The organism is Hyphomonas sp. FCG-A18, from assembly GCF_045287255.1.
Classification (GTDB): domain Bacteria; phylum Pseudomonadota; class Alphaproteobacteria; order Caulobacterales; family Hyphomonadaceae; genus Henriciella.
The window spans coordinates 2,150,952-2,168,454 of sequence record NZ_CP137142.1 but is presented as its reverse complement, the minus strand read 5'-3'; the positions used below and the strand labels follow the sequence as shown (position 1 = coordinate 2,168,454).

Below are 17,503 nucleotides of genomic sequence, written 5' to 3'. Positions count from 1 at the left end.
ATCAGCCTTGTTCGGTATCCAAACCTGCTGGGGCAATGTCAATCATGAGACATCGGCCCGGTTGCAGGACAGGCACGGGTAGGCCGAGGCTCGATAAGGTCTCTGCATCTGTTTCAACACCGCTCTCAACCCAGCGCGGTTGTACCTTGGCCAGACGCGCGATGACCGGGTCAGGGTTAAGGGCGTTAATCTTTAGTTTACCCTTCAAATAACCGCATCGCAGCGGAACAGGAATGATATCGCGCGCTGTTTCACGTTGCAAAACGACAATCAAAGCGCGGGTGCGGTCTGCGCTGAAAACACCGACGGCTGATAGACCTCGATCAGGGTAGGGCAGGGCCAGAAGATGCCCATCTTTCAACCAGTCACGCCGGGCTTTCCAGTCGGCAATGGCGGCCTTCAGCATATCTGTTTCATGCGGTTTCAGGCGCGTCGGGTCGAGTTCCAGCCCCATATGGCCGAGCATGGCGACCGCCATGCGCGTTTCTATCGGAAAAGCCCGTCCGGTAAGGTGACTCACGGTGCCACCAACATGCGTGCCAAGCACCATGGTCGGAAAGAACAAGCTGGCCTGGGCCAGCATAGGCAGTTTAATGTCCGGATCATGCGCGTCAGAGAGCCAGTAGCGGTAGGCGACATCACCAAAGCCCCAGCTTAATCGCCCACCCCCGGACGCGCAGGCTTCAATTGGTACATGCTCAGACGCGTGCGCCATCAAGCCATAGGCGGCTTGCGCAATCTCTGGCGTGACACCTTTCAGGTCGCGATTACAATCCCATTTCAGGCTCTGCACACCCTCCATGGTTGCAATCTCATCGACGACAGCCTGAATATGGGCCTGACAGGCAGCATGGCTGAGATCAAGGCCATATTGCCCACGCCCGAGCGGTTGATTGACCTCGCCCCATATCCAGTCAGGGCGAGCTTCGAACAGAGCGCTGTCGCGATTGATCATTTCCGGCTCCAGCCACAGACCGAAGCTCAGGTCCTGTTCCTGAACGGCTTTGATCAGAGGGGAGAGGCCATCTGGATAGACATCCGGACGCGGCTGCCAATCGCCAAGGCCGCGCGTGTCATCACTACGCCGCCCGAACCAGCCATCGTCGAGGACAAAATGTTCAACCCCTAGACCTGCACCAGCCTTTGCCATCGCGGTCAGATGGTCCAAGTCGTGATTGAAATAGACCCCCTCCCATGTGTTGAGTTGTACCGGGCGGCGATGCTCAAACGTGGCTTTAAAGCGCGTGCGATAGGCATCCTGAAACGCGCGGCGCAAGCCATTCAGGCCTTGCCTTGACCAAGCCACGTAAAGCGCCGGTGTTTGACCTGTCGCCGGACCACGGGCCTCGAGCAGGTGATCGCCCTCCGGTCCGCGCTTGATTGTCAGATCAAAGTCAGCCAGCGCCGCTAAGTGAATGCCGAGCACTTCGCCATGATCTTCGCCAAATCCGTCTTCGCCAACAACCAGTCCGGGAAAGGCATTAGGGGCGATACGGTTGCCGGATCGGCTGATCACTTCAATGCCGCGACCAAGCGCTTGCCGCTCCGGTTGCAGCTCTCCACTCCAACGCCCGGTAAAACTCAAAACTTCCGTGCACCAACGGGGCAGGGGAAATGCTATGGGCTCACCACCCTCAACCGCCCAGACATTGGCGCTTACCCCGCTCACTCTGCTTGCAAAACCTAGTGGCATGCGGAAATGCTCGCCATCATCCATTAAGCCATGCGCTTTTGCGGTTTGGGCTAAGGTTGCAAGACCGGGTGTCTCCGCAGAGGGCCCACAGAAATACCCTATGTCTCCGGCGATGACCCATTGAGCGCCCCCTGGTATACTCTCGATCACCGCAAATTCGCTCATAAACCGCTCATTTCTGTTGCTTTGCGTGACGTCAGCCATCACTCTATCCGCAAATCATACAACAAAATACGCGGAGGACAGCATGGCGCTGCAGCACTGGATCAACAAGGCAAACCTGCGTGATACGCAGTGGCATACAGAAGCTGAAACCGCGCTGCCAGATGGGCAGGTGCGTCTGAAAGTTGAGGCATTTGCGCTAACGGCCAACAATGTCACCTATGCCGCCTTTGGTGGGCCACCGATGCATTATTGGGCGTTTTACCCTGCCGCTGATAGCGCGCAGGGGCGGGTTCCGGTCTGGGGTTTTGCCACAGTGGTCCATTCTCATGTTGAAGGGATCGAGGTTGGCGAGCGGGTCTATGGCTACCTGCCAATCGCAGACACGTTCGATATTGTCCCGGGGAAGATCACGCCGGATGGTTTTTCTGATACGGTCGAACATCGCGCCGCGCTTTCCGGCATCTATAACCGCTATGTCCGCACCAGTGCTGATCCGTCCTATAATGCTGAGACTGAAGCCCAACAAATGCTCTTCCGCCCGCTCTACACAACCGGGTGGATGATTTGCGATACCATCCTGCAGGGTGAGCCGATTGAAACGGTCGTGATCTCGAGTGCCTCATCCAAGACGGCGTTGGCAACCGCGCATAGCATCAAGGCGCGCAGCGAGATGAAGACGATCGGTCTGACCTCGGTTGGAAATAAGGATTTTACCGTTAAAACAGGGCTGTATGATACAGTCTTGACCTATGATGAAGCCGATCAGGTGAGTGGCGCAAAGGCCGCTTATGTCAACTTTGTCGGACGTCCTGCGCTAACAGAAGCGTTGCACAAGACCCTTGGCGATGACCTCAAACGCAGCCTTGTCATCGGCGTAACCGACTGGGAAGCCGAACGCTCCATGGAGCCGCCAAGCACAGGCCCGACCCCGGAATTCTTCTTCGTTCCTGACTATGCCAGCGCTCGCGCAAAGGCTCTGGCACCGGGCGAATTGGACCAGATGGTTGGGCGTGATCTGGCGGCCTTCTACCCGGCTTCAAAGGCGTTTGTAGCCCCGGAAAATGTTGAGGGTGCAGAGGCGATTGCTGAGGCCTGGGCTGCGACACTGGAAGGAAAAGTGCCGCCGTCTCAAGGGCTTATCTGTCGGTTCTAGAGCAGGGCTTTAGAGTTGCAGGCCGCGTGGGGCGATGGTCTCCAGCGCGGCCATTTGCTCTGGCGGGGTTGGGATAACCTTGCGTGTGTTGAGGTCAAACGTCACCGCCACGGCTTCACTGGTCATCCAGGCTTCGCCTGTGTCCGGGTCCATAACCCAGTGTGAGAGTGTATGGGTTTTCTCGGCGACATCGGCCAAAGCCGAATGGATCACAAACCGATCACCCGCGCGGGGCCATTTCCGATAGATCAGGCGGTATTCCAGAACAGCCGCGCCCATTTTGGCGTCTTCAGTTTTCGCTGTCACAGCCTTACGCCAATCATAGAGGAGATTGGGGACAGAATCAGAGATACGCCCCATAAACCAACTGGCCAGCATGCGTCCAAAAATATCACAATGCTGAGGCGGGACAGTCCCGCGGCCAATCTCTAGCGCGCCGACCTTCGCCACGGTCTCAAGTGTTGTGCTGCTTGATGGAAGTGGGGCAACCGACGGATCAAGCCCGCGGGGTTTAGTGTCGTCCGGGGCGGTTCCCTTTAGGGCTTCGAGTTGCGCTTTTGAGCGTGTACTCCACGGGAATGGTTTTCCGGTTTTCGCATCAACATGGAAAAGGCGTGTGCGAAAGGCGGCGGAAGGCGTGCCGTCACTATGGCGCATGTCCTGATACAGCAGGGCGCTGGTTTCGTCCCATTCCAGAACGCAACCGTGCATGCTGAGTGGCCGACCGGGATGAACCTCGCGAATAAACCGCACATGATGTTCAGCGACCATTAGCGTTGAGGGGGCTTTTTCACGATAGGCATGTGGCATGGCGATGGCCGCAGCAAAACTGCCCAACCCTTCCATGGCTTTCTCGACATAGACGCGCACATTCATGTGCCCCATCTCGTCGCAATCCCAAGTGTTTGCACTACCAGACCAGAGCGGGATCATGCTGCGCATTTCCGGCACAGGCCACGGGCTTCAATCACCGCAGTCTTGAGAACAAAACCTGCGGCTTCGGTTTCAGCATTTAGAGCAGAGGAGGTTGCTTCGGCATGTAACTCTTCTGCCCCGCCACAGGCCTCGCAGATCAGGAAAACGGCCGAATGGCTGTGGCTGGCATGGCCACAGGCGACATAAGCGTTGAGGCTTTCAATCTTATGCGCGAGGCCAACCGATTGCAGGAAATCCAGCGCGCGATAGATGGTTGGCGGCTTGGCAGCGCCTTCACCGTCAAGATTGGCGAGCAGATCATAAGCCTTTGCGGGCTCCTCGCTGTTGAGAAGGAGTTCCAGGACCTTGCGACGGATACGGGTCAGCCGCTGGCCTTTGGCTTCTGCTATGGTTTCAGCCTGCGCCAGAAAGGCATCAGCATCTTTAGGGCTGCAAGGCGTATTAGGCGAATGGCTGTGGACGTGCTTGGTCATGATCTTCTCTTCCTAACCCTCCTAAATCGGCTTGCAAGCGTCTCTGTTCAAGCTGTGTTCAGGTGATCCCCGCTTTTAGCTACTCCGGGTTGAGGGAACGCATGATGGCACTACTTGAAGCACATGAGACTTTACTGACGCGATTGGCTCATGCCGATGGTGTTTTACGCCCAGTGGAGGCCCACACGATTGGGGCAATTCTCAAGCGGCTTTCAGAAGTTCACCCCAGCACGCATCGCAAGATGACGAAGACCTCCGCGCGTGACTCCCTCTCTTCGGAAACGGTCGGCGCGATTGCGGAATTGAGCGCGCGTCCACTGTGCGAACGTGAGCGTATCGTGCAGTTACTTTGGGTTGTCGCCTTATGTGATGGGGAGTTACACCCACGAGAAGAGGCCCTTGTGTATCAGTTCGCAGATGCTCTTGGGGTCTCAAGGGCCACCGTCGCGCGGCAACAGCCCGATATATAAGTCTGTACGCTAAAAAAGCGCACAACTTCAAGACATATCTCAAAGCCTGATGCAGCCGTCACTAAGGAGTTTCCCCCATTTGGGCGGCTATGCCGCGCGGCTCATTCACGCGCGTCAGAATGGGCAATTTCCGTAATGATTTCAGGCTCTAAGACGGACTCATCATTAACTGAGTAGATAGAGGCTCTGCCATGAAAACGCTCTTCCTTTCCGCCCTGATGGCTGGTTCTTCCTTTGCCGGTCTTGCTTCAATCGCCCACGCTGACGAGGAAAACCCTTGGATGGTGCGCGGACGCGTTCTTGCTGTCTTGCCAGATGAGGGTGCTGACCTCTCTGTCGCTGGCACGGCGCTACAGGGTGGTGTGGACATCGGGGACCAGTATGTCCCTGAACTCGACATCACATACTTCTTCAATGACAATCTTGCTGTTGAACTGATCCTCGCTGTGACACCGCATGACGTTAAGGCGACCGGTGTTACTGTCCCAGGTGCGCTAGACAACGTAGATATCGATCTTGGCGATGTCTGGCTGCTGCCGCCAACGCTGACACTGCAGTACCACTTCGACACGGGTAGTGCTTTCAAGCCTTACGTGGGTGCTGGTATCAACGCGACCATGTTCTTCAATGAAGACGAAGGCTCTACCGCAGATAGCATCGATTACGATCCAAGCTTCGGTGCCGCGCTTCAAGCTGGTTTCGACTATGACCTTGACGGTGTCCCAGGTGGCTGGGCGTTCAATGCCGATGTCAAGAAAATCTGGATCAATACAGACGTGACCGTCGACTTCTCTACAGCACTTGGTGCTGGCACGACCGTTGACGCAGACGTCGATATCAACCCACTCGTGGTGGGTCTGGGTCTGGGCTATAAATTCTAGCCCGCGAGCCTCCTTCCCAGAAACACCACTTTGCCCCGGGCTGGCTGCAGCCCGGGGCCTTTTTATACCGCTTCGCGAAAGTGGCCGACAATCATGATGAGGCCAATCAAGGCAAAGCCCAGTCCGGCTATAAGCTTAAGCGGGACCATTGTGAGATAGCGCTCAGCCGTTGCCCCTAACAGAACCGCAATGCCTGAAGAGGCCACCAGGGCCAAACTTGAGGCTATAAACACCAGCCACGGGTTGCGGCTGCCATCAGCGGCGAAAAGTACGGTGGCCAGCTGTGTCTTGTCGCCAAGCTCAGCGAGGAAAATTGTTACAGCAATTGTCAGCAAGGCGATCATGGCGCGCTCCATCGAAGAGAGAAATGGCTTCCTTAAACGAGCAATTCTCCCGCGCCAATTTGCTTCTGGAGTTTTAAAGGTTTTTCTGGCGCATCCGTTCGATGAGTAGGGGCACATCATACTCGTCATCCCCGTCATAGCGCGGGGCGTTACGGGCGTAGGCATCCTCAATCGCCTTGTGGATGGGCTTGATCCGCTCAATGTTATAGGCGTGGGTCACAATATAAAACTCGCCCGCGCGGACCTGTTCGACAACTTTTTCAGCGAAGCTATCGGCATCCATCGCAAACTGTTCTGAACCGGCAGTCATCTCTGAGGCGACAAAGCCGGGTACGATCATGCCGACTTGGACGAAATCTGGAAACTCATCCCGCATGGCTTCGGTCAAGCCACGTACAGCGTGCTTCGAGGCGATGTAGGGTGCGCTTTTGGTGATTGCGTTGAAGAAGGCATTTTCTGAAGCCAGGTTGTAAATAGCGGCCTCTTCGCCCTGCTCAATCATCCGCTTCCCGAAGATGGCCGAGCCATGCCAAACCCCAAAGAAGTTCACATCAAAAAGGCGATGTAAGTCTTCCAGGGGTAGGTCTGTCATCTTGCTGCGGCCAATGCTGATGCCGGCATTATTGATCAAGATATGCACCGCGCCATAGGTGTTCCAGGCAAACTCAGCAAAGGCTTCCACGCTTTTGGGATCCGTGACATCCATCACCATTGCAGAGGTTTCAATACCGAGGTGTTTCAGGGTTTCTATGGCTTTATCAAGACGGTTTTTCCGGGGTTCACCGATGACGATTTTCGCGCCCTCACTTCCAAACCGTTTGGCGAGCGCAAAGCCAATCCCGGTTGCGCCACCAGTAATCACGACGGTCTTGTCTTTAAAACTGTCCATCCAAGTCTCCCTTAGATTTTATACACCGAGCTGACGGGCAGCGAGGTCGCGCATAATTTCCTCGGAACCACCTCCAATCGCCATAACGCGAACCTCGCGGTAAATCCGCTCAACCCTGTGGCCACGAATGAACCCTGCGCCGCCGAGGATTTGCATCGCTTCGCGGGCACAATACTCCATTGTCTCGGTTGCCTGAACCTTGAGCATGGCCAGCTCAGCGACCGGCGTTTGTCCATTCTGGACATGCCAGGCATAGGTATCGAGCATGGTCGTTGTTGCCCAGATGCGCTGGGCCATGCTGGCAAGCTTATGTCGGATAACCTGATGATCGGCGAGCCGCTTACCGAATGTCTTACGCTCCTGCGCCCAGGCGGCGGCCTCTTCAACGCAGACACGCGCATAGGCAGCAGCTTGCGCCGCCATGCCTAGACGCTCGCCATTGAAGTTGGCCATGATGCCATAGAAACCGTGATTTTCTTCCCCGATCAGATTTTCCGCCGGAACGAAGACATCATCAAAATGCAGGGTAGCCGTGTCAGAGGCCCACCAGCCCTGTTTGGGCAGTTCAGTGCGGCTGACGCCTTCACTTTCCAGATCAATCAGCATGAGCGAGATACCGCCCATACCCTCACCCCCTGTGCGCACCGCTGTCGTCGCCCATTTCGAGGTCATGCCGCCAGTAATGTAGGTTTTCGAGCCATTCACTCGCCAGCCATTGCCGTCTTTTACAGCCTTGGTTTTGAGTTGCGCGACATCTGAGCCACCGCCCGGCTCAGTAATGCCCAGACTGATTTGCTTATCGCCAGAAAGAACCGCTTGGCCGATCTCGCGTTTCATCTCTTCACTGCCCATGGCCATGATTGGCGGTAGGCCAATCCCGTGGATCATCAAGGCGGATGACACACCGCCTGCGCCAATCCGTGCGAGTTCCTCACTGGTCACAATGCCATGGAAGCGATCAAAATCGGTGCCTTCCCCGCCATAGGCTTCGGGGTAACCAATGCCGAGTAAACCCGCCTCGCTGGCCTTCTTGTAAAGTGCGCGCGGGATACGCCCGGCCTCTTCCCAATCCTCAACATGGGGCATGATTTCGCGGTCTATAAAGCCGCGCACACTGCGCCGCCAGGCCTCATGCGTTTCATCCATATGCGGGCAGGGCGGGCGGAGGCTGTCAAAGCTGATTATCTTGGTCATGGCGTGAGGGTGCCGCGCAGGCTTTCCGCGTCAAGATATGCCCTTGGGACAGGCAAAAGAGCCTGAACTGTCGCGCTGGGATTGGGCTTTGCTGTAAGGACTGCCATATCGCACTCATGACTGAGCCAGAGACACCGCACACGCGCACGCCGATTTTTAGCAATGGTTATCCCATTGTGATCCTAATCATGACGGCCCTGATCACGGGTATCAGCCTGTTTCAGTTTTCAGCATCTCCAGCACAGGAAGATTGGCTCTATCGCGCTGCGGCGATTATTTCCGGGCCAGATTTTGCTGGGATTGAGCGGCCTTTTGGAGAGGCGGTCCCCTTGCTTGCACACACAGTCTTACATGGCGGTGTCTTCCATCTGGCGATGAATATGGGTGCGATGCTCTCGATAGGGCCGATCCTGGCGCTTGCGCTCGGTCGTTCTCCGCGCGGTATGGGGCTTTTCGTCTTGTTCTTTGCGGTCTGTGCCATAGGTGGCGGCCTCGCTGAAATCTTTGTGGCGCAGCTACAAGGCGCCAATCAAATCGCGATTGGAGCTTCTTCAGCCATTTCCGGTTTCTTGCCTGCGGCCGGATACATCCGCGGTGGCTTGAAAGGGGCCTGGTCGATGAGTGTTCTCTGGATCGTAATCAATATCGGGATCGCACTGGCGGGCGGTGTTATCAGCATTCCGCTGGCCTGGGCCGCGCACCTCGGTGGCCTGGCGGCTGGGTTCAGCTTTCCGCTTTTCCTGGCGCTAGCTACGAACAACCGGAGCGCTTAGGCCTCTAGCGCCGACACGTTTCACGTTTTCGCGTTTGAAACGATATAGCTCCGCAGGGCGCCCCCCTGTACCGGGTTGCATCTGTCCTGTGCCTTCCACCAAACTGGTGCGATCGAGTGCGCGGCGGAAATTCTGCTTATGTAGAGATTGTCCAAGGATCGCCTCAACCGTGCTTTGTAGAGCGGTTAAAGTGAAGCGATCTGGCATCAACTCAAAAACAACTGGGCGATAGCGAATCTTGGCCCGCAGGCGTGCCATCGCGGTGGCAAGGATACGCCGGTGATCGGAGGCCATCGGCTCACCGAGTTTGACATCGGGTTCAGGCAGGCCGCGATCACGGGCACACTCCTCAACCAAACCAGCTTCATATAACAACTCATAGCGCTCAAGCACCGCCTCATCCGGCCAGTCATTGCCCTCAAGACCAAACGCGATCGTCGCGCGTGAGCGGCGATCTTCGTGGCCAGCGCTCCATGTCAGCAGGCGCGGGGCAATCAACTCATCCAGCATGGCAGGGCGTCCTTTGCGGTGGTCCTCCCATGGGAAGTGACGGTACCAGCCCCGCCAACGGGCCTCGAACGCGTCAGGCAGGCGCTCGGCTTCCTGTGTCAGGGCAAGATAACCAACACTGACGATCAGCGCGTCTTCTGGGGCATCCTTCAGGGTGGCTTCCGGGCTTTCCCTATCACGATCCCCGAATGTGTAGAGCTGCTCAACATAGCCGAGCTGGAAGCCGGTCTGTTCTTTTACCCAGCCGCGCAGAGCGAGTTCAAATGTGCGGTGCTTATCTGGGTCAAACGCCCCAAAGGGCAGGGCAGCCAGATCACCTTCCCGGCGGGTCGCCAGAACGCGCGGCTTCTCGCCATCATAGGCCACGATTACAACTGAGAGGCCAATGCGCAGGCTCATACGGCAACCTCAATGCGGGACAGCAGCGCTTCTGTCCGCGCCAAGAAGGTTGCTTGTGCCTGTTCGGTTGGTTCTGGTTCAAGCTCGAGATGCACACCGCGGGGGGGATGGCCGAAGAAACGGTCACTTTCGATCTGGCTGAACCCGGCCAGTTGCGTCGCCTCAAACCAGGCGCAGATATTGTCAGCTTTTTTGATCAGGCGTTTCAGGCTGGCCGGGGTTTCGGCGGGCAGACCAAAGCGGGCATGAATGGCATGGGCAAGGCGCGCCTCGATGTCCTTATAGCTGTCGCCCAGAACTGCCTTGAATGGCGAGATCATATCGCCCACGACGTATTCTGGCGCATCATGCAAGAGCGCCAGCAAACGAGAGCGTGGATCAAGCCGTGGTTCGAGATGCACGCAGAGGGCTTCGACAACAACGCTATGCTGCGCCACGGAAAAGGCATGAGCGCCTTTGGTCTGCCCATTCCAACGCGCAACCCGCGCGAGGCCATGAGCAATATCTTCAATCTCGACATCCATCGGGGATGGGTCAATCAGGTCCAAACGCCGACCAGACAGCATACGCTGCCAGACCCGGGCGGGTGGTTTGCGGGAGGAAGTTTTATTCGTCATCACGTCTCTGTTTACGCGATTGAAAGCCGGGGTAAAGAAACACCCCGCTTTTGGTCACACTTTGCCCTGAAATAGGCTGTTTTGAGTCAGGAGTCGTTAAGTGCTGACCTGCATCCTAGGGACATCAGAGGCAAAGACCCGAGGCGTGGTGATGATTGAACAGATGGTAGAGTGGGCCGGACAGGCCAGTACAGCTTGGTGGGTACTGGGCGTTGCAACAGTTGTAATTCTTGTTGAATCGGCCCGCACGAGCAAAAAAACCCTTTGGGGTGATATGCTCGAAGAGGACGAGTAAGTAGCTTCAGAGGATTACCGACTCCACACAGGCGGTAATCCTCTTTCGTCGTCTAAACCATCGCTAAACGCGCCCACGGCCCGGTAATCGCATAGGTTGCCCCAGGCGTTTGCACATTCACGAACAAGGTTGTGCCGTCTGGCGAGAAACAAGCCCCGGCAAACTCATTGCGGTCTTTGTGTGCATTGCGCGCGATTGTGTAAACGCGCCCATCGGGTGAGAGTCCGTGAACAAAATTCTCCCCATCGCCATCTTCACAGATGACCAGATGCCCCCAAGGCGCGGCGACGATATTATCGCACATATCCATGGTTTGTGCGTCAGGGCTCTCAAAGTGCAGGATTAACTGTCCTGGAGCTGTGTCCTCCCCGTCCTGACCTTCCTGAGCGCTTGGGATATAGCGCCAGATCTGACCTTTTCGGGCTTTCCCGCCGGTTGTCGCGGCAAAGTAGACGGAGCCACCATCACGGTCGATGCTCCACGCCATACCCTCACCACGGGCAAACAGCGCGGCCCCAGCTTTGTGCCCGCGAATATGAAGATCGCTGTTTGGGGAGGTGACATCTTCAACATCAATCCAGCGCACATCAAGCGCTTCCCCGACTGGTATGGTCTGGTCGGACCAACCGCGCGTGTCGGCACTTTCCTGATCACGCAAAGCAAGGGCTTGCAGGCGCCCGCCATCAATAAGGCGACCGGGCGTGTTGGGTATGAACCGATAGGTCAAACCCTCTTTGTGATCCTCCGTCATGTAAACAATTCCGGTGCGTGGATCGACGGCGGCGGCTTCATGTTTGAACCGCCCCATGGCTTTCAGGGGGACGGGTTTGGCGAGCCCTTTTTCGGTGCTTGGTACTTCAAAAACATAGCCATGCGCTTCGTTGCCCCCATCCCCGGGCAGATCGAACGTTTCTTCACAGGTCAGCCAGCTGCCCCAAGGCGTAATCCCGCCAGAGCAATTGGTGCTCGTGCCTGCCAGAGACAGATGGCTGCGGAGCAGCGTGTTTGTCTTAGTATTGTAGAGCAGAGTGGTTGTTCCACCGCCAAGAGGTTTTCCAGAAGGCGTGTGATCATAAACAAAATCCGCCGCTGGGTAGGTATCTTCGTTCTGATCGAAGGCTGTTTCATGGCCACGACCGGGTTTAACTTCATGGTTGCGAATCAAGCGGACCAGATCAGGCTCACCTTCGACCGCAAACGCCCCCATACCATCATGACGAGACGGCACCAGAAGGCCATCATCCATCATCTCGCCCGTCAGGGAAAAGCGATGATAAGAAAACCCCTCTGGCAAGTCGAGCCAGCCTTCAGGGTCGGGTACAAGATTCGCCCGACTTTCAGCATGGCTCGAACCGCAGCCTGATAGTGTTGCATAGGCTGGCGCTGCAAGGCTCATCGCAGCGGCTGAACGTAGGAAGTGTCGTCGACTGGCCAGCATAATGTGTCCCCTGTTTCTCTACAGGGGGCTTACCTGATTTCTATGACAGTTGAATGGCTTATGCGGCTTTTTCTACAAAGACGGTTCCAGCGGAGTAGCCTGCGCCAAATGAGCAGATCAGACCTTTCTCGCCCGGCTTGATGTCACTCTGATGTTTATGGAAGGCGATAATGGACCCGGCAGATGAGGTATTGGCATAAGTATCCAGCACAGTCGGACTTTCATCAGCTGTTGCATCGCGCCCCAGCACTTTGGAAGCAATCAGGCGGTTCATGTTGGCATTCGCCTGATGCAGCCACATCCGGCGCAATTCCGGGGCTTCAAGATTAAGGCGATCCAGCTCGCTCTGGATCATCTTGGCCACCATTGGGACAACTTCCTTGAAAACCTTGCGGCCTTCCTGAACGAACAGCTTGTCTTCAGCGCCAATACCCTCGGGCGCGCAACGGTTCAGGAAGCCAAAATTGTTGCGAATATTATTAGAGAACTGCGTCTTCAGATGTGTGCCGAGGATTTTCCAGTGATTGGCCGGGGCAATATCCTCTGCCTCGATCAGGACAGCCGTGGCCACATCTCCAAAGATGAAATGGCTGTCGCGGTCAGTAAAGTTCAAGTGGCCGGAGCAGATTTCCGGATTGACCATCAGAACCGATTTGGCGCTGCCGGAACGGACGAAATCAGCGGCGGTCTGGATGCCAAACGTCGCGCTTGAGCAGGCAACATTCATGTCAAAGCCAAAGCCCTGAATGCCAAGGGCATCCTGAATCTCAACCGCCATGGCGGGGTAACCGCGTTGCATATTCGAAGCGGCGCAGAGCACAGCATCGACATCTTCTGGCTTGCGGCCTGCAGCTTCCAAAGCCTGCTTGGCTGCGTTTACAGCGATTTCAGCAAGGACTGAAATTTCCTCATTCGGACGCTCCGGAATGTTTGGGCGCATCGTATTAGGGTCAACAATGCCTGATTTATCAATCACATAACGTGATTTGATGCCGGAAGCCTTCTCAATGAACTCGACGCTTGATTGCGGTTTTGGCTCAACAGTGCCTGCCTCGATTTCGGCGGCGTGCTCAGCATTCCACTGGTCAGACCAGGCATTGAAGCTTTCCACGAGTTCTTCATTGGAGATGGAATTGGGTGGGGTCCACAAACCTGTCGCGGAGATAACGGGCGTGATCATCTAACGGCCTCTCTGATGCGCGCCAACCGACGCGTCTTTTAACTCTATTTATGCGGTTTAGTGTGATGGAGTGGAAACGTCGAGACCGTTGGTGGTGTCTAGCTGACTACGAAGACTGGAGTTGTCGCATTCCGTGCTTACCGTGCCGGAACAAACCCCAGTAGCCGTGAGAAAGCCTTCCCCATTGTAACCTCTCATATCGTCAACAGAACGCAGAGCAATATCATTCGGATCCTCTGAGCGGCATTGCTTTGGGGCTGTTGGATCTACACCATATTTACAATAGGCGGCCGTCTGATCTTTTTCATGACTTATCAGACTCTGGCAGCTGGCCAAAATCAGTGTCGAAAAGAAAAAGACTGTCCAGCGCATTAGTCCTGCTCAACGCCTGCTTTGGCGCGCTCAAGCTCGCGGCGCTCAGCGTCTTCGTGTTGCTGTTGCAGGCGATCATTGACCTTTTGGCGGTCGCGTTTTGCGTCTTCCACGGCTTCAGAAAGGCAGCGGTCGCGGGAGGTTTTTTGATCAATATTCTTGCACTTCTGGAAGGCTTGTTCCTGATCGAACTCGCTATTTGTAATGCAGGCAGAAAGTGAAAGTGCTGCGAAAATCAGTAAATATTTCATCGGGTTAGCTCCTGAACTTCTGTGTGGCGTGGGCAGCCGACTTCGTGATCATTGTAAAGGCCGCAAGCCTGCATCCAGGCATAGACAATGGTCGGGCCAACAAACTTATAACCCTGTTTTTTCAAGGCTTTAGAGCAGTCTTCAGAGATGTCTGTTTTGGTTGGACTATCTCGATAGTTATCAAAGTGATGCACAATGGGTTTTCCATCAACGAAATCCCAGCACCAGTCTGAAAAATCCTCTCCTCTGTCCTGCATCTCTAGATAGGCGCGGGCATTGCCGATGCAGGCCTCAATCTTTTTCGGGCTGCGAATGATGCCGGGGTTTTGCAGGGCTTTCTCAATCCGCTGCTCATCCCAGACGGCAATTTTCTCCGGATCAAAGCCATCAAACTCTTCGCGCATCGTCTCACGCTTGCGCAGGATGGTGATCCAGGAGAGGCCAGCCTGCATACCGTCAAGCTGTAGCTTTTCCCACAGCGCGCGGGAATCGTATTCGGGAACGCCCCATTCAGTATCGTGATAATTGCGATAAAGCGCGTCGTCTGCCGGAGCCCAGCCGCAGTGAATTTGATCAGCCATTCCCCACTAATGCCGTCATTTCAGCCTCAAGCCAATCGGGTTTTGTAATTGTGACAGGGGTTTCATCGACACTCAGGGCTTCGCCCTTGTCCATTGCCTGTTTCAGACGGTCTATCCGCACACGCGTCAGAGCTTGTCCTTCAACGGATGAGGTGATCTGGCCGATCTCATGGGCACCCCGAAGGGGCCCGGAGAGCACCTCCAGAGCACCTGAACGGAGACTTAGGGTACGCTTGCGGACCTTACCGCGCCGATGCATGCGGCTGACAACTTCCTGACCTACAAAGCAGCCTTTTTTGAGGTCCACACCGCCATAATGATCCATATTGATGTCGGCGGGGAAAACCTCGGCAGCTCCAAAATCGCTCCCCTGTTCAGGCACGCCATGGGCGATGCGATCGGCATGATAGTCGGACACGGCTTGCGCGTCTGAGGGAGCAGTGGTGACGAGGGCACGCGTGCGGCCCTCGGTAAAGCGCGGGTCCGTATACGTCAGGACCGTATCGCTGATCGCGCCGAGCTCTGAAGTGGGTTCAAGTCCAGCGATAACGCTGAGGTCTTCGCGCGGTTCAATCTGAACATCAGCGCGCAGGCGGAACATTTTCAATCGCTTGGCTAGATCAGGCAGGGCCTCCTTATCGACATCGAGCAGAATGCCGTCTTCGGTCCGCACGGCGAGATAATCAGCGATAACCTTGCCTTGCGGTGTCAGTAGCGCGCCATAACGGGTCTCACCAAGTTGCCAGTCTTCAGTATTGTTCGTGACGAGACGTTCGAGGAGGGCGATTGTGTCCGATCCGGTCAGAGACAGGATCGCACGATGGGGCAGGGATGCATAAGGAATGGCCATGCCGGGCATTTAGGAAGCGTGACCGCCTATGACCAGCCTATTGTGATCATGGCCTGACCACCGAAGTAGAGTCCCCAAACCAGGCGTGATGTGTAAACCCGCGCTGGCGCGCCGGGTTTGAGCTTGAACAGCTCAATCGAGAGGATGGCATCAGACGCGGCAAAAGCCAGTGCGCCGATCATAACGAGCCAATAAGCCGGTGGCAGCTCAAGCGCCAAAGCCACCATGGAGAGAATGATGAGCATGTATCCGGCGACAGGCACGCGCATGCTGGGTTCTATGCTTGGCCATAGCCAGCGGATGAGAAGGATAGATCCAAGTGTGAGGATGCCAATGATCAGCAAAACCAGTGGGCTCGCGGGTAAGGCAATGGCCGGATAGAAGAGCGCAACATAGGCCAGATGAGCCAAAGCGAAGGCCCCCATGCCCGGGAGCAGGAACTTGTCCTCACTGGCCCCCAATAAAGCATCACCGAGTGTACTGAACCCGAGCGCGGCGACCAGTAAGATGGGATCTCCTGAGAGGTATGCATACACGGTCAGAGCTGCTGTGGCCGCAGTCTTAAACGTTACACGCGGTAAGGAGGGAGCAGCATTGCAGTAGAGCCACCCATAGAGCCCTGCAGCCACGAAAGCGAATACCAGTGCCAGCGAATCAATACCCATCAGACGACCATAGACCAGCCAAGCGCCAATAGAATAGGGCTTGAATGCAGATCAACCTACTACTAGGTAGGCAGGTATGGAAACACGCGATCGTCTTCTGGATGCGGCAGAAACCGTATGTCGTCAGCGCGGCTATGAGGGGTTCAGCTATGCTGATCTCTCTGCTGTGGTTGGGATTCGCAAGGCCAGTATCCACCATCATTTTACAACCAAGGCTGATCTGGCTGCGGCGCTGATCGCGCGGTATAGCGCTGCATTCCTAGCCCGGCTTGAGGAACTGTCGAGACAGGGATGGCCTGCTTCTGTGCAACTCGCTGCGTATATCGATCTTTATCGGGACGCGCTCAATGAGGGCGAACAGGTTTGCCTTTGCGTCGCTTTGGCGTCTGACCGGGACAGCTTGTCGGAAACAGTTCTATCGGAGCTACAGCATTTTCATGAGACAAGTGGTGCTTGGTTGAAGGCTGTGTTTCAGGCGGGGCGAACGGATGGCTCTATATCCACCGTTACCGATGCAAATAGCGAGGCTGCTGCCTGTCTTGCCTTGATGGAAGGGGCGCAACTTCTGGCTCGGGCAAGCAAGGATATGGCCGCGTTTGATCTCGCAACCAAAGCGCTAAGAGCCCGGCTGGTGGCCCCTTAATCACCTATTCTTCGCTCCGGAAAAAATGAGCGAAAAGGAGACTGATATGCACATTCGATCTGATTTTTCTCAACGTGCCGTAGTGCGTCCGGGTGATGTAGACTGGGTTGCTTCACCTATGGCCGGGGTTGACCGTCAGATGCTGGATCGCATTGGCGATGAAGTGGCGCGGGCGACTTCAATCGTGCGCTATGCGCCGGACTCCTATTTCAGCGAGCATGAGCATGGTGGCGGTGAGGAAATCATCGTGCTCGACGGGGTGTTCTCTGATGAACATGGCGATTATCCGGTAGGCTCTTATCTGCGAAATCCGATTGGCACCAAGCATAGCCCGCACAGCAAGGATGGCTGTACGATTTTTGTAAAGCTGCACCAGTTTGCCAAGGATGATCAGATACAAATGGCAATCGATACACGAGCGGAGGGGTTCCGCCCGGGGCTTGTTGATGGCCTGAGTGTTCAGCCCCTGCATAGCCATGGCCATGAGAGTGTCGCTTTGGTCAAATGGGAGCCGGGTACCGTGTTTAATCGCCACCGCCATTGGGGCGGGGAAGAGATCCTCGTGCTGGAGGGTACATTTCAGGATGAGTATGGCGATTATCCCAAAGGGACATGGCTGCGCAGCCCGCATCTCTCGGAGCATACGCCTTTCTCTGAAGAGGGCTGCCTGATCTATGTGAAAACGGGGCATTTACCCGCACCCTAAGGCCTCGAATGGATCGTGACAGGGC

21 protein-coding genes are annotated in these 17,503 nt (G+C 55.8%); 7 read left to right on the top strand and 14 right to left on the bottom strand.

Annotated features, from left to right (window positions below; genetic code table 11):
- Position 1: 1 nt before the first annotated feature.
- On the bottom strand, positions 2–1,858 hold the full coding sequence (locus RYZ27_RS10795) for an alpha-galactosidase (protein ID WP_406679518.1): 1,857 nt from the start codon (positions 1,856–1,858) through the stop codon (positions 2–4).
- An 82-nt stretch (positions 1,859–1,940) separates the two neighbouring features.
- Here RYZ27_RS10795 and RYZ27_RS10790 point away from each other — a divergent pair, with 82 nt between their 5' ends.
- Positions 1,941–3,011 carry a DUF2855 family protein gene (locus RYZ27_RS10790; protein WP_406679517.1) on the top strand — a complete coding sequence of 357 codons (1,071 nt, stop codon included), beginning with the start codon at positions 1,941–1,943 and terminating at the stop codon, positions 3,009–3,011.
- A 9-nt stretch (positions 3,012–3,020) separates the two neighbouring features.
- Here RYZ27_RS10790 and RYZ27_RS10785 read toward each other — a convergent pair whose 3' ends face one another.
- Positions 3,021–3,944, bottom strand: a complete 924-nt coding sequence (locus RYZ27_RS10785; RefSeq protein ID WP_406679516.1) for a thioesterase family protein — start codon at positions 3,942–3,944, stop codon at positions 3,021–3,023.
- Positions 3,941–4,420, bottom strand: coding sequence for a transcriptional repressor (locus RYZ27_RS10780; protein WP_406679515.1), 480 nt, complete (start codon positions 4,418–4,420; stop codon positions 3,941–3,943). Before RYZ27_RS10780 ends, RYZ27_RS10785 begins: the two co-directional genes overlap by 4 nt.
- A gap of 101 nt (positions 4,421–4,521) precedes the next feature.
- Between RYZ27_RS10780 and RYZ27_RS10775 the strand changes: the two genes are divergently transcribed.
- Both RYZ27_RS10775 and RYZ27_RS10770 read left to right on the top strand, forming a co-directional pair.
- The gene (locus tag RYZ27_RS10775; RefSeq protein ID WP_406679514.1) at positions 4,522–4,890 is read left to right on the top strand and encodes a TerB family tellurite resistance protein; all 369 of its coding nucleotides are present in this window, start codon (positions 4,522–4,524) and stop codon (positions 4,888–4,890) included.
- A gap of 191 nt (positions 4,891–5,081) precedes the next feature.
- Positions 5,082–5,771: an OmpW/AlkL family protein gene (locus tag RYZ27_RS10770; protein WP_406679513.1), complete on the top strand. Its 690-nt coding sequence runs from the start codon at positions 5,082–5,084 to the stop codon at positions 5,769–5,771.
- A gap of 62 nt (positions 5,772–5,833) precedes the next feature.
- On the opposite strand, the gene RYZ27_RS10765 is transcribed toward RYZ27_RS10770, so the two are convergent.
- From RYZ27_RS10765 to RYZ27_RS10755, 3 genes are all read right to left on the bottom strand, one after another.
- Entirely contained in the window at positions 5,834–6,115 is a 282-nt protein-coding gene (locus RYZ27_RS10765; RefSeq protein ID WP_406679512.1) for a TMEM165/GDT1 family protein, read from the bottom strand.
- 73 nt (positions 6,116–6,188) lie between these two features.
- On the bottom strand, positions 6,189–7,004 hold the full coding sequence (locus RYZ27_RS10760) for an SDR family NAD(P)-dependent oxidoreductase (RefSeq protein WP_406679511.1): 816 nt from the start codon (positions 7,002–7,004) through the stop codon (positions 6,189–6,191).
- A gap of 18 nt (positions 7,005–7,022) precedes the next feature.
- Positions 7,023–8,198, bottom strand: coding sequence for an acyl-CoA dehydrogenase family protein (locus RYZ27_RS10755; protein ID WP_406679510.1), 1,176 nt, complete (start codon positions 8,196–8,198; stop codon positions 7,023–7,025).
- A 116-nt stretch (positions 8,199–8,314) separates the two neighbouring features.
- Here RYZ27_RS10755 and RYZ27_RS10750 point away from each other — a divergent pair, with 116 nt between their 5' ends.
- Positions 8,315–8,971 (top strand): rhomboid family intramembrane serine protease, encoded by a 657-nt coding sequence (locus RYZ27_RS10750; protein WP_406679509.1) that lies wholly within the window; start codon positions 8,315–8,317, stop codon positions 8,969–8,971.
- On the opposite strand, the gene RYZ27_RS10745 is transcribed toward RYZ27_RS10750, so the two are convergent.
- Both RYZ27_RS10745 and RYZ27_RS10740 read right to left on the bottom strand, forming a co-directional pair.
- A complete protein-coding gene (locus RYZ27_RS10745) occupies positions 8,945–9,880 on the bottom strand; it encodes an NrtR DNA-binding winged helix domain-containing protein (protein ID WP_406679508.1) in 936 nt (311 codons plus the stop codon). The two genes, RYZ27_RS10750 and RYZ27_RS10745, sit on opposite strands and share 27 nt — an antisense overlap.
- A complete protein-coding gene (locus RYZ27_RS10740) occupies positions 9,877–10,497 on the bottom strand; it encodes a YfbR-like 5'-deoxynucleotidase (protein ID WP_406679507.1) in 621 nt (206 codons plus the stop codon). Before RYZ27_RS10740 ends, RYZ27_RS10745 begins: the two co-directional genes overlap by 4 nt.
- Before the next feature lie 151 nt (positions 10,498–10,648).
- On the opposite strand from RYZ27_RS10740, the gene RYZ27_RS10735 reads away from it, so the two are divergent.
- Positions 10,649–10,792: a hypothetical protein gene (locus tag RYZ27_RS10735; protein WP_406679506.1), complete on the top strand. Its 144-nt coding sequence runs from the start codon at positions 10,649–10,651 to the stop codon at positions 10,790–10,792.
- Positions 10,793–10,844: 52 nt separating this feature from the next.
- On the opposite strand, the gene RYZ27_RS10730 is transcribed toward RYZ27_RS10735, so the two are convergent.
- From RYZ27_RS10730 to RYZ27_RS10705, 6 genes are all read right to left on the bottom strand, one after another.
- Positions 10,845–12,230 (bottom strand): alkaline phosphatase PhoX, encoded by a 1,386-nt coding sequence (locus tag RYZ27_RS10730; protein WP_406679505.1) that lies wholly within the window; start codon positions 12,228–12,230, stop codon positions 10,845–10,847.
- A 58-nt stretch (positions 12,231–12,288) separates the two neighbouring features.
- Positions 12,289–13,410: a beta-ketoacyl-ACP synthase III gene (locus RYZ27_RS10725; protein ID WP_406679504.1), complete on the bottom strand. Its 1,122-nt coding sequence runs from the start codon at positions 13,408–13,410 to the stop codon at positions 12,289–12,291.
- Positions 13,411–13,781: 371 nt separating this feature from the next.
- A complete protein-coding gene (locus RYZ27_RS10720; RefSeq protein WP_406679503.1) occupies positions 13,782–14,033 on the bottom strand; it encodes a hypothetical protein in 252 nt (83 codons plus the stop codon).
- Positions 14,030–14,614 (bottom strand): DNA-3-methyladenine glycosylase I, encoded by a 585-nt coding sequence (locus RYZ27_RS10715; protein ID WP_406679502.1) that lies wholly within the window; start codon positions 14,612–14,614, stop codon positions 14,030–14,032. The genes RYZ27_RS10720 and RYZ27_RS10715 overlap by 4 nt, the downstream gene beginning before the upstream one ends.
- The gene (locus RYZ27_RS10710) at positions 14,607–15,464 is read right to left on the bottom strand and encodes a YgfZ/GcvT domain-containing protein (RefSeq protein WP_406679501.1); all 858 of its coding nucleotides are present in this window, start codon (positions 15,462–15,464) and stop codon (positions 14,607–14,609) included. The genes RYZ27_RS10715 and RYZ27_RS10710 overlap by 8 nt, the downstream gene beginning before the upstream one ends.
- A 26-nt stretch (positions 15,465–15,490) precedes the next feature.
- Positions 15,491–16,129, bottom strand: a complete 639-nt coding sequence (locus tag RYZ27_RS10705; protein WP_406679500.1) for a lysoplasmalogenase — start codon at positions 16,127–16,129, stop codon at positions 15,491–15,493.
- A gap of 76 nt (positions 16,130–16,205) precedes the next feature.
- Between RYZ27_RS10705 and RYZ27_RS10700 the strand changes: the two genes are divergently transcribed.
- Complete coding sequence (locus tag RYZ27_RS10700; protein WP_406679499.1) at positions 16,206–16,772, top strand: TetR/AcrR family transcriptional regulator; 567 nt, start codon at positions 16,206–16,208, stop codon at positions 16,770–16,772.
- Positions 16,773–16,818: 46 nt separating this feature from the next.
- Positions 16,819–17,478, top strand: coding sequence for a cupin domain-containing protein (locus tag RYZ27_RS10695; protein ID WP_406679498.1), 660 nt, complete (start codon positions 16,819–16,821; stop codon positions 17,476–17,478).
- Positions 17,479–17,503 lie beyond the last annotated feature (25 nt).

What these genes read in the sequence shown, in the direction of transcription:
- RYZ27_RS10730 (WP_406679505.1), bottom strand. Translation starts at nt 12,230, where the DNA reads ATGCTGGCCAGTCGACGACACTTCCTACGTTCAGCCGCTGCGATGAGC.
- RYZ27_RS10710 (WP_406679501.1), bottom strand. Translation starts at nt 15,464, where the DNA reads ATGGCCATTCCTTATGCATCCCTGCCCCATCGTGCGATCCTGTCTCTG.
- RYZ27_RS10780 (WP_406679515.1), bottom strand. Translation starts at nt 4,420, where the DNA reads ATGACCAAGCACGTCCACAGCCATTCGCCTAATACGCCTTGCAGCCCT.
- RYZ27_RS10725 (WP_406679504.1), bottom strand. Translation starts at nt 13,410, where the DNA reads ATGATCACGCCCGTTATCTCCGCGACAGGTTTGTGGACCCCACCCAAT.
- RYZ27_RS10715 (WP_406679502.1), bottom strand. Translation starts at nt 14,614, where the DNA reads ATGGCTGATCAAATTCACTGCGGCTGGGCTCCGGCAGACGACGCGCTT.
- RYZ27_RS10755 (WP_406679510.1), bottom strand. Translation starts at nt 8,198, where the DNA reads ATGACCAAGATAATCAGCTTTGACAGCCTCCGCCCGCCCTGCCCGCAT.
- RYZ27_RS10770 (WP_406679513.1), top strand. Translation starts at nt 5,082, where the DNA reads ATGAAAACGCTCTTCCTTTCCGCCCTGATGGCTGGTTCTTCCTTTGCC.
- RYZ27_RS10720 (WP_406679503.1), bottom strand. Translation starts at nt 14,033, where the DNA reads ATGAAATATTTACTGATTTTCGCAGCACTTTCACTTTCTGCCTGCATT.
- RYZ27_RS10700 (WP_406679499.1), top strand. Translation starts at nt 16,206, where the DNA reads ATGGAAACACGCGATCGTCTTCTGGATGCGGCAGAAACCGTATGTCGT.
- RYZ27_RS10765 (WP_406679512.1), bottom strand. Translation starts at nt 6,115, where the DNA reads ATGATCGCCTTGCTGACAATTGCTGTAACAATTTTCCTCGCTGAGCTT.
- RYZ27_RS10745 (WP_406679508.1), bottom strand. Translation starts at nt 9,880, where the DNA reads ATGAGCCTGCGCATTGGCCTCTCAGTTGTAATCGTGGCCTATGATGGC.
- RYZ27_RS10735 (WP_406679506.1), top strand. Translation starts at nt 10,649, where the DNA reads ATGATTGAACAGATGGTAGAGTGGGCCGGACAGGCCAGTACAGCTTGG.
- RYZ27_RS10785 (WP_406679516.1), bottom strand. Translation starts at nt 3,944, where the DNA reads ATGATCCCGCTCTGGTCTGGTAGTGCAAACACTTGGGATTGCGACGAG.
- RYZ27_RS10760 (WP_406679511.1), bottom strand. Translation starts at nt 7,004, where the DNA reads ATGGACAGTTTTAAAGACAAGACCGTCGTGATTACTGGTGGCGCAACC.
- RYZ27_RS10740 (WP_406679507.1), bottom strand. Translation starts at nt 10,497, where the DNA reads ATGACGAATAAAACTTCCTCCCGCAAACCACCCGCCCGGGTCTGGCAG.
- RYZ27_RS10750 (WP_406679509.1), top strand. Translation starts at nt 8,315, where the DNA reads ATGACTGAGCCAGAGACACCGCACACGCGCACGCCGATTTTTAGCAAT.
- RYZ27_RS10695 (WP_406679498.1), top strand. Translation starts at nt 16,819, where the DNA reads ATGCACATTCGATCTGATTTTTCTCAACGTGCCGTAGTGCGTCCGGGT.
- RYZ27_RS10705 (WP_406679500.1), bottom strand. Translation starts at nt 16,129, where the DNA reads ATGGGTATTGATTCGCTGGCACTGGTATTCGCTTTCGTGGCTGCAGGG.
- RYZ27_RS10775 (WP_406679514.1), top strand. Translation starts at nt 4,522, where the DNA reads ATGATGGCACTACTTGAAGCACATGAGACTTTACTGACGCGATTGGCT.
- RYZ27_RS10795 (WP_406679518.1), bottom strand. Translation starts at nt 1,858, where the DNA reads ATGAGCGAATTTGCGGTGATCGAGAGTATACCAGGGGGCGCTCAATGG.
- RYZ27_RS10790 (WP_406679517.1), top strand. Translation starts at nt 1,941, where the DNA reads ATGGCGCTGCAGCACTGGATCAACAAGGCAAACCTGCGTGATACGCAG.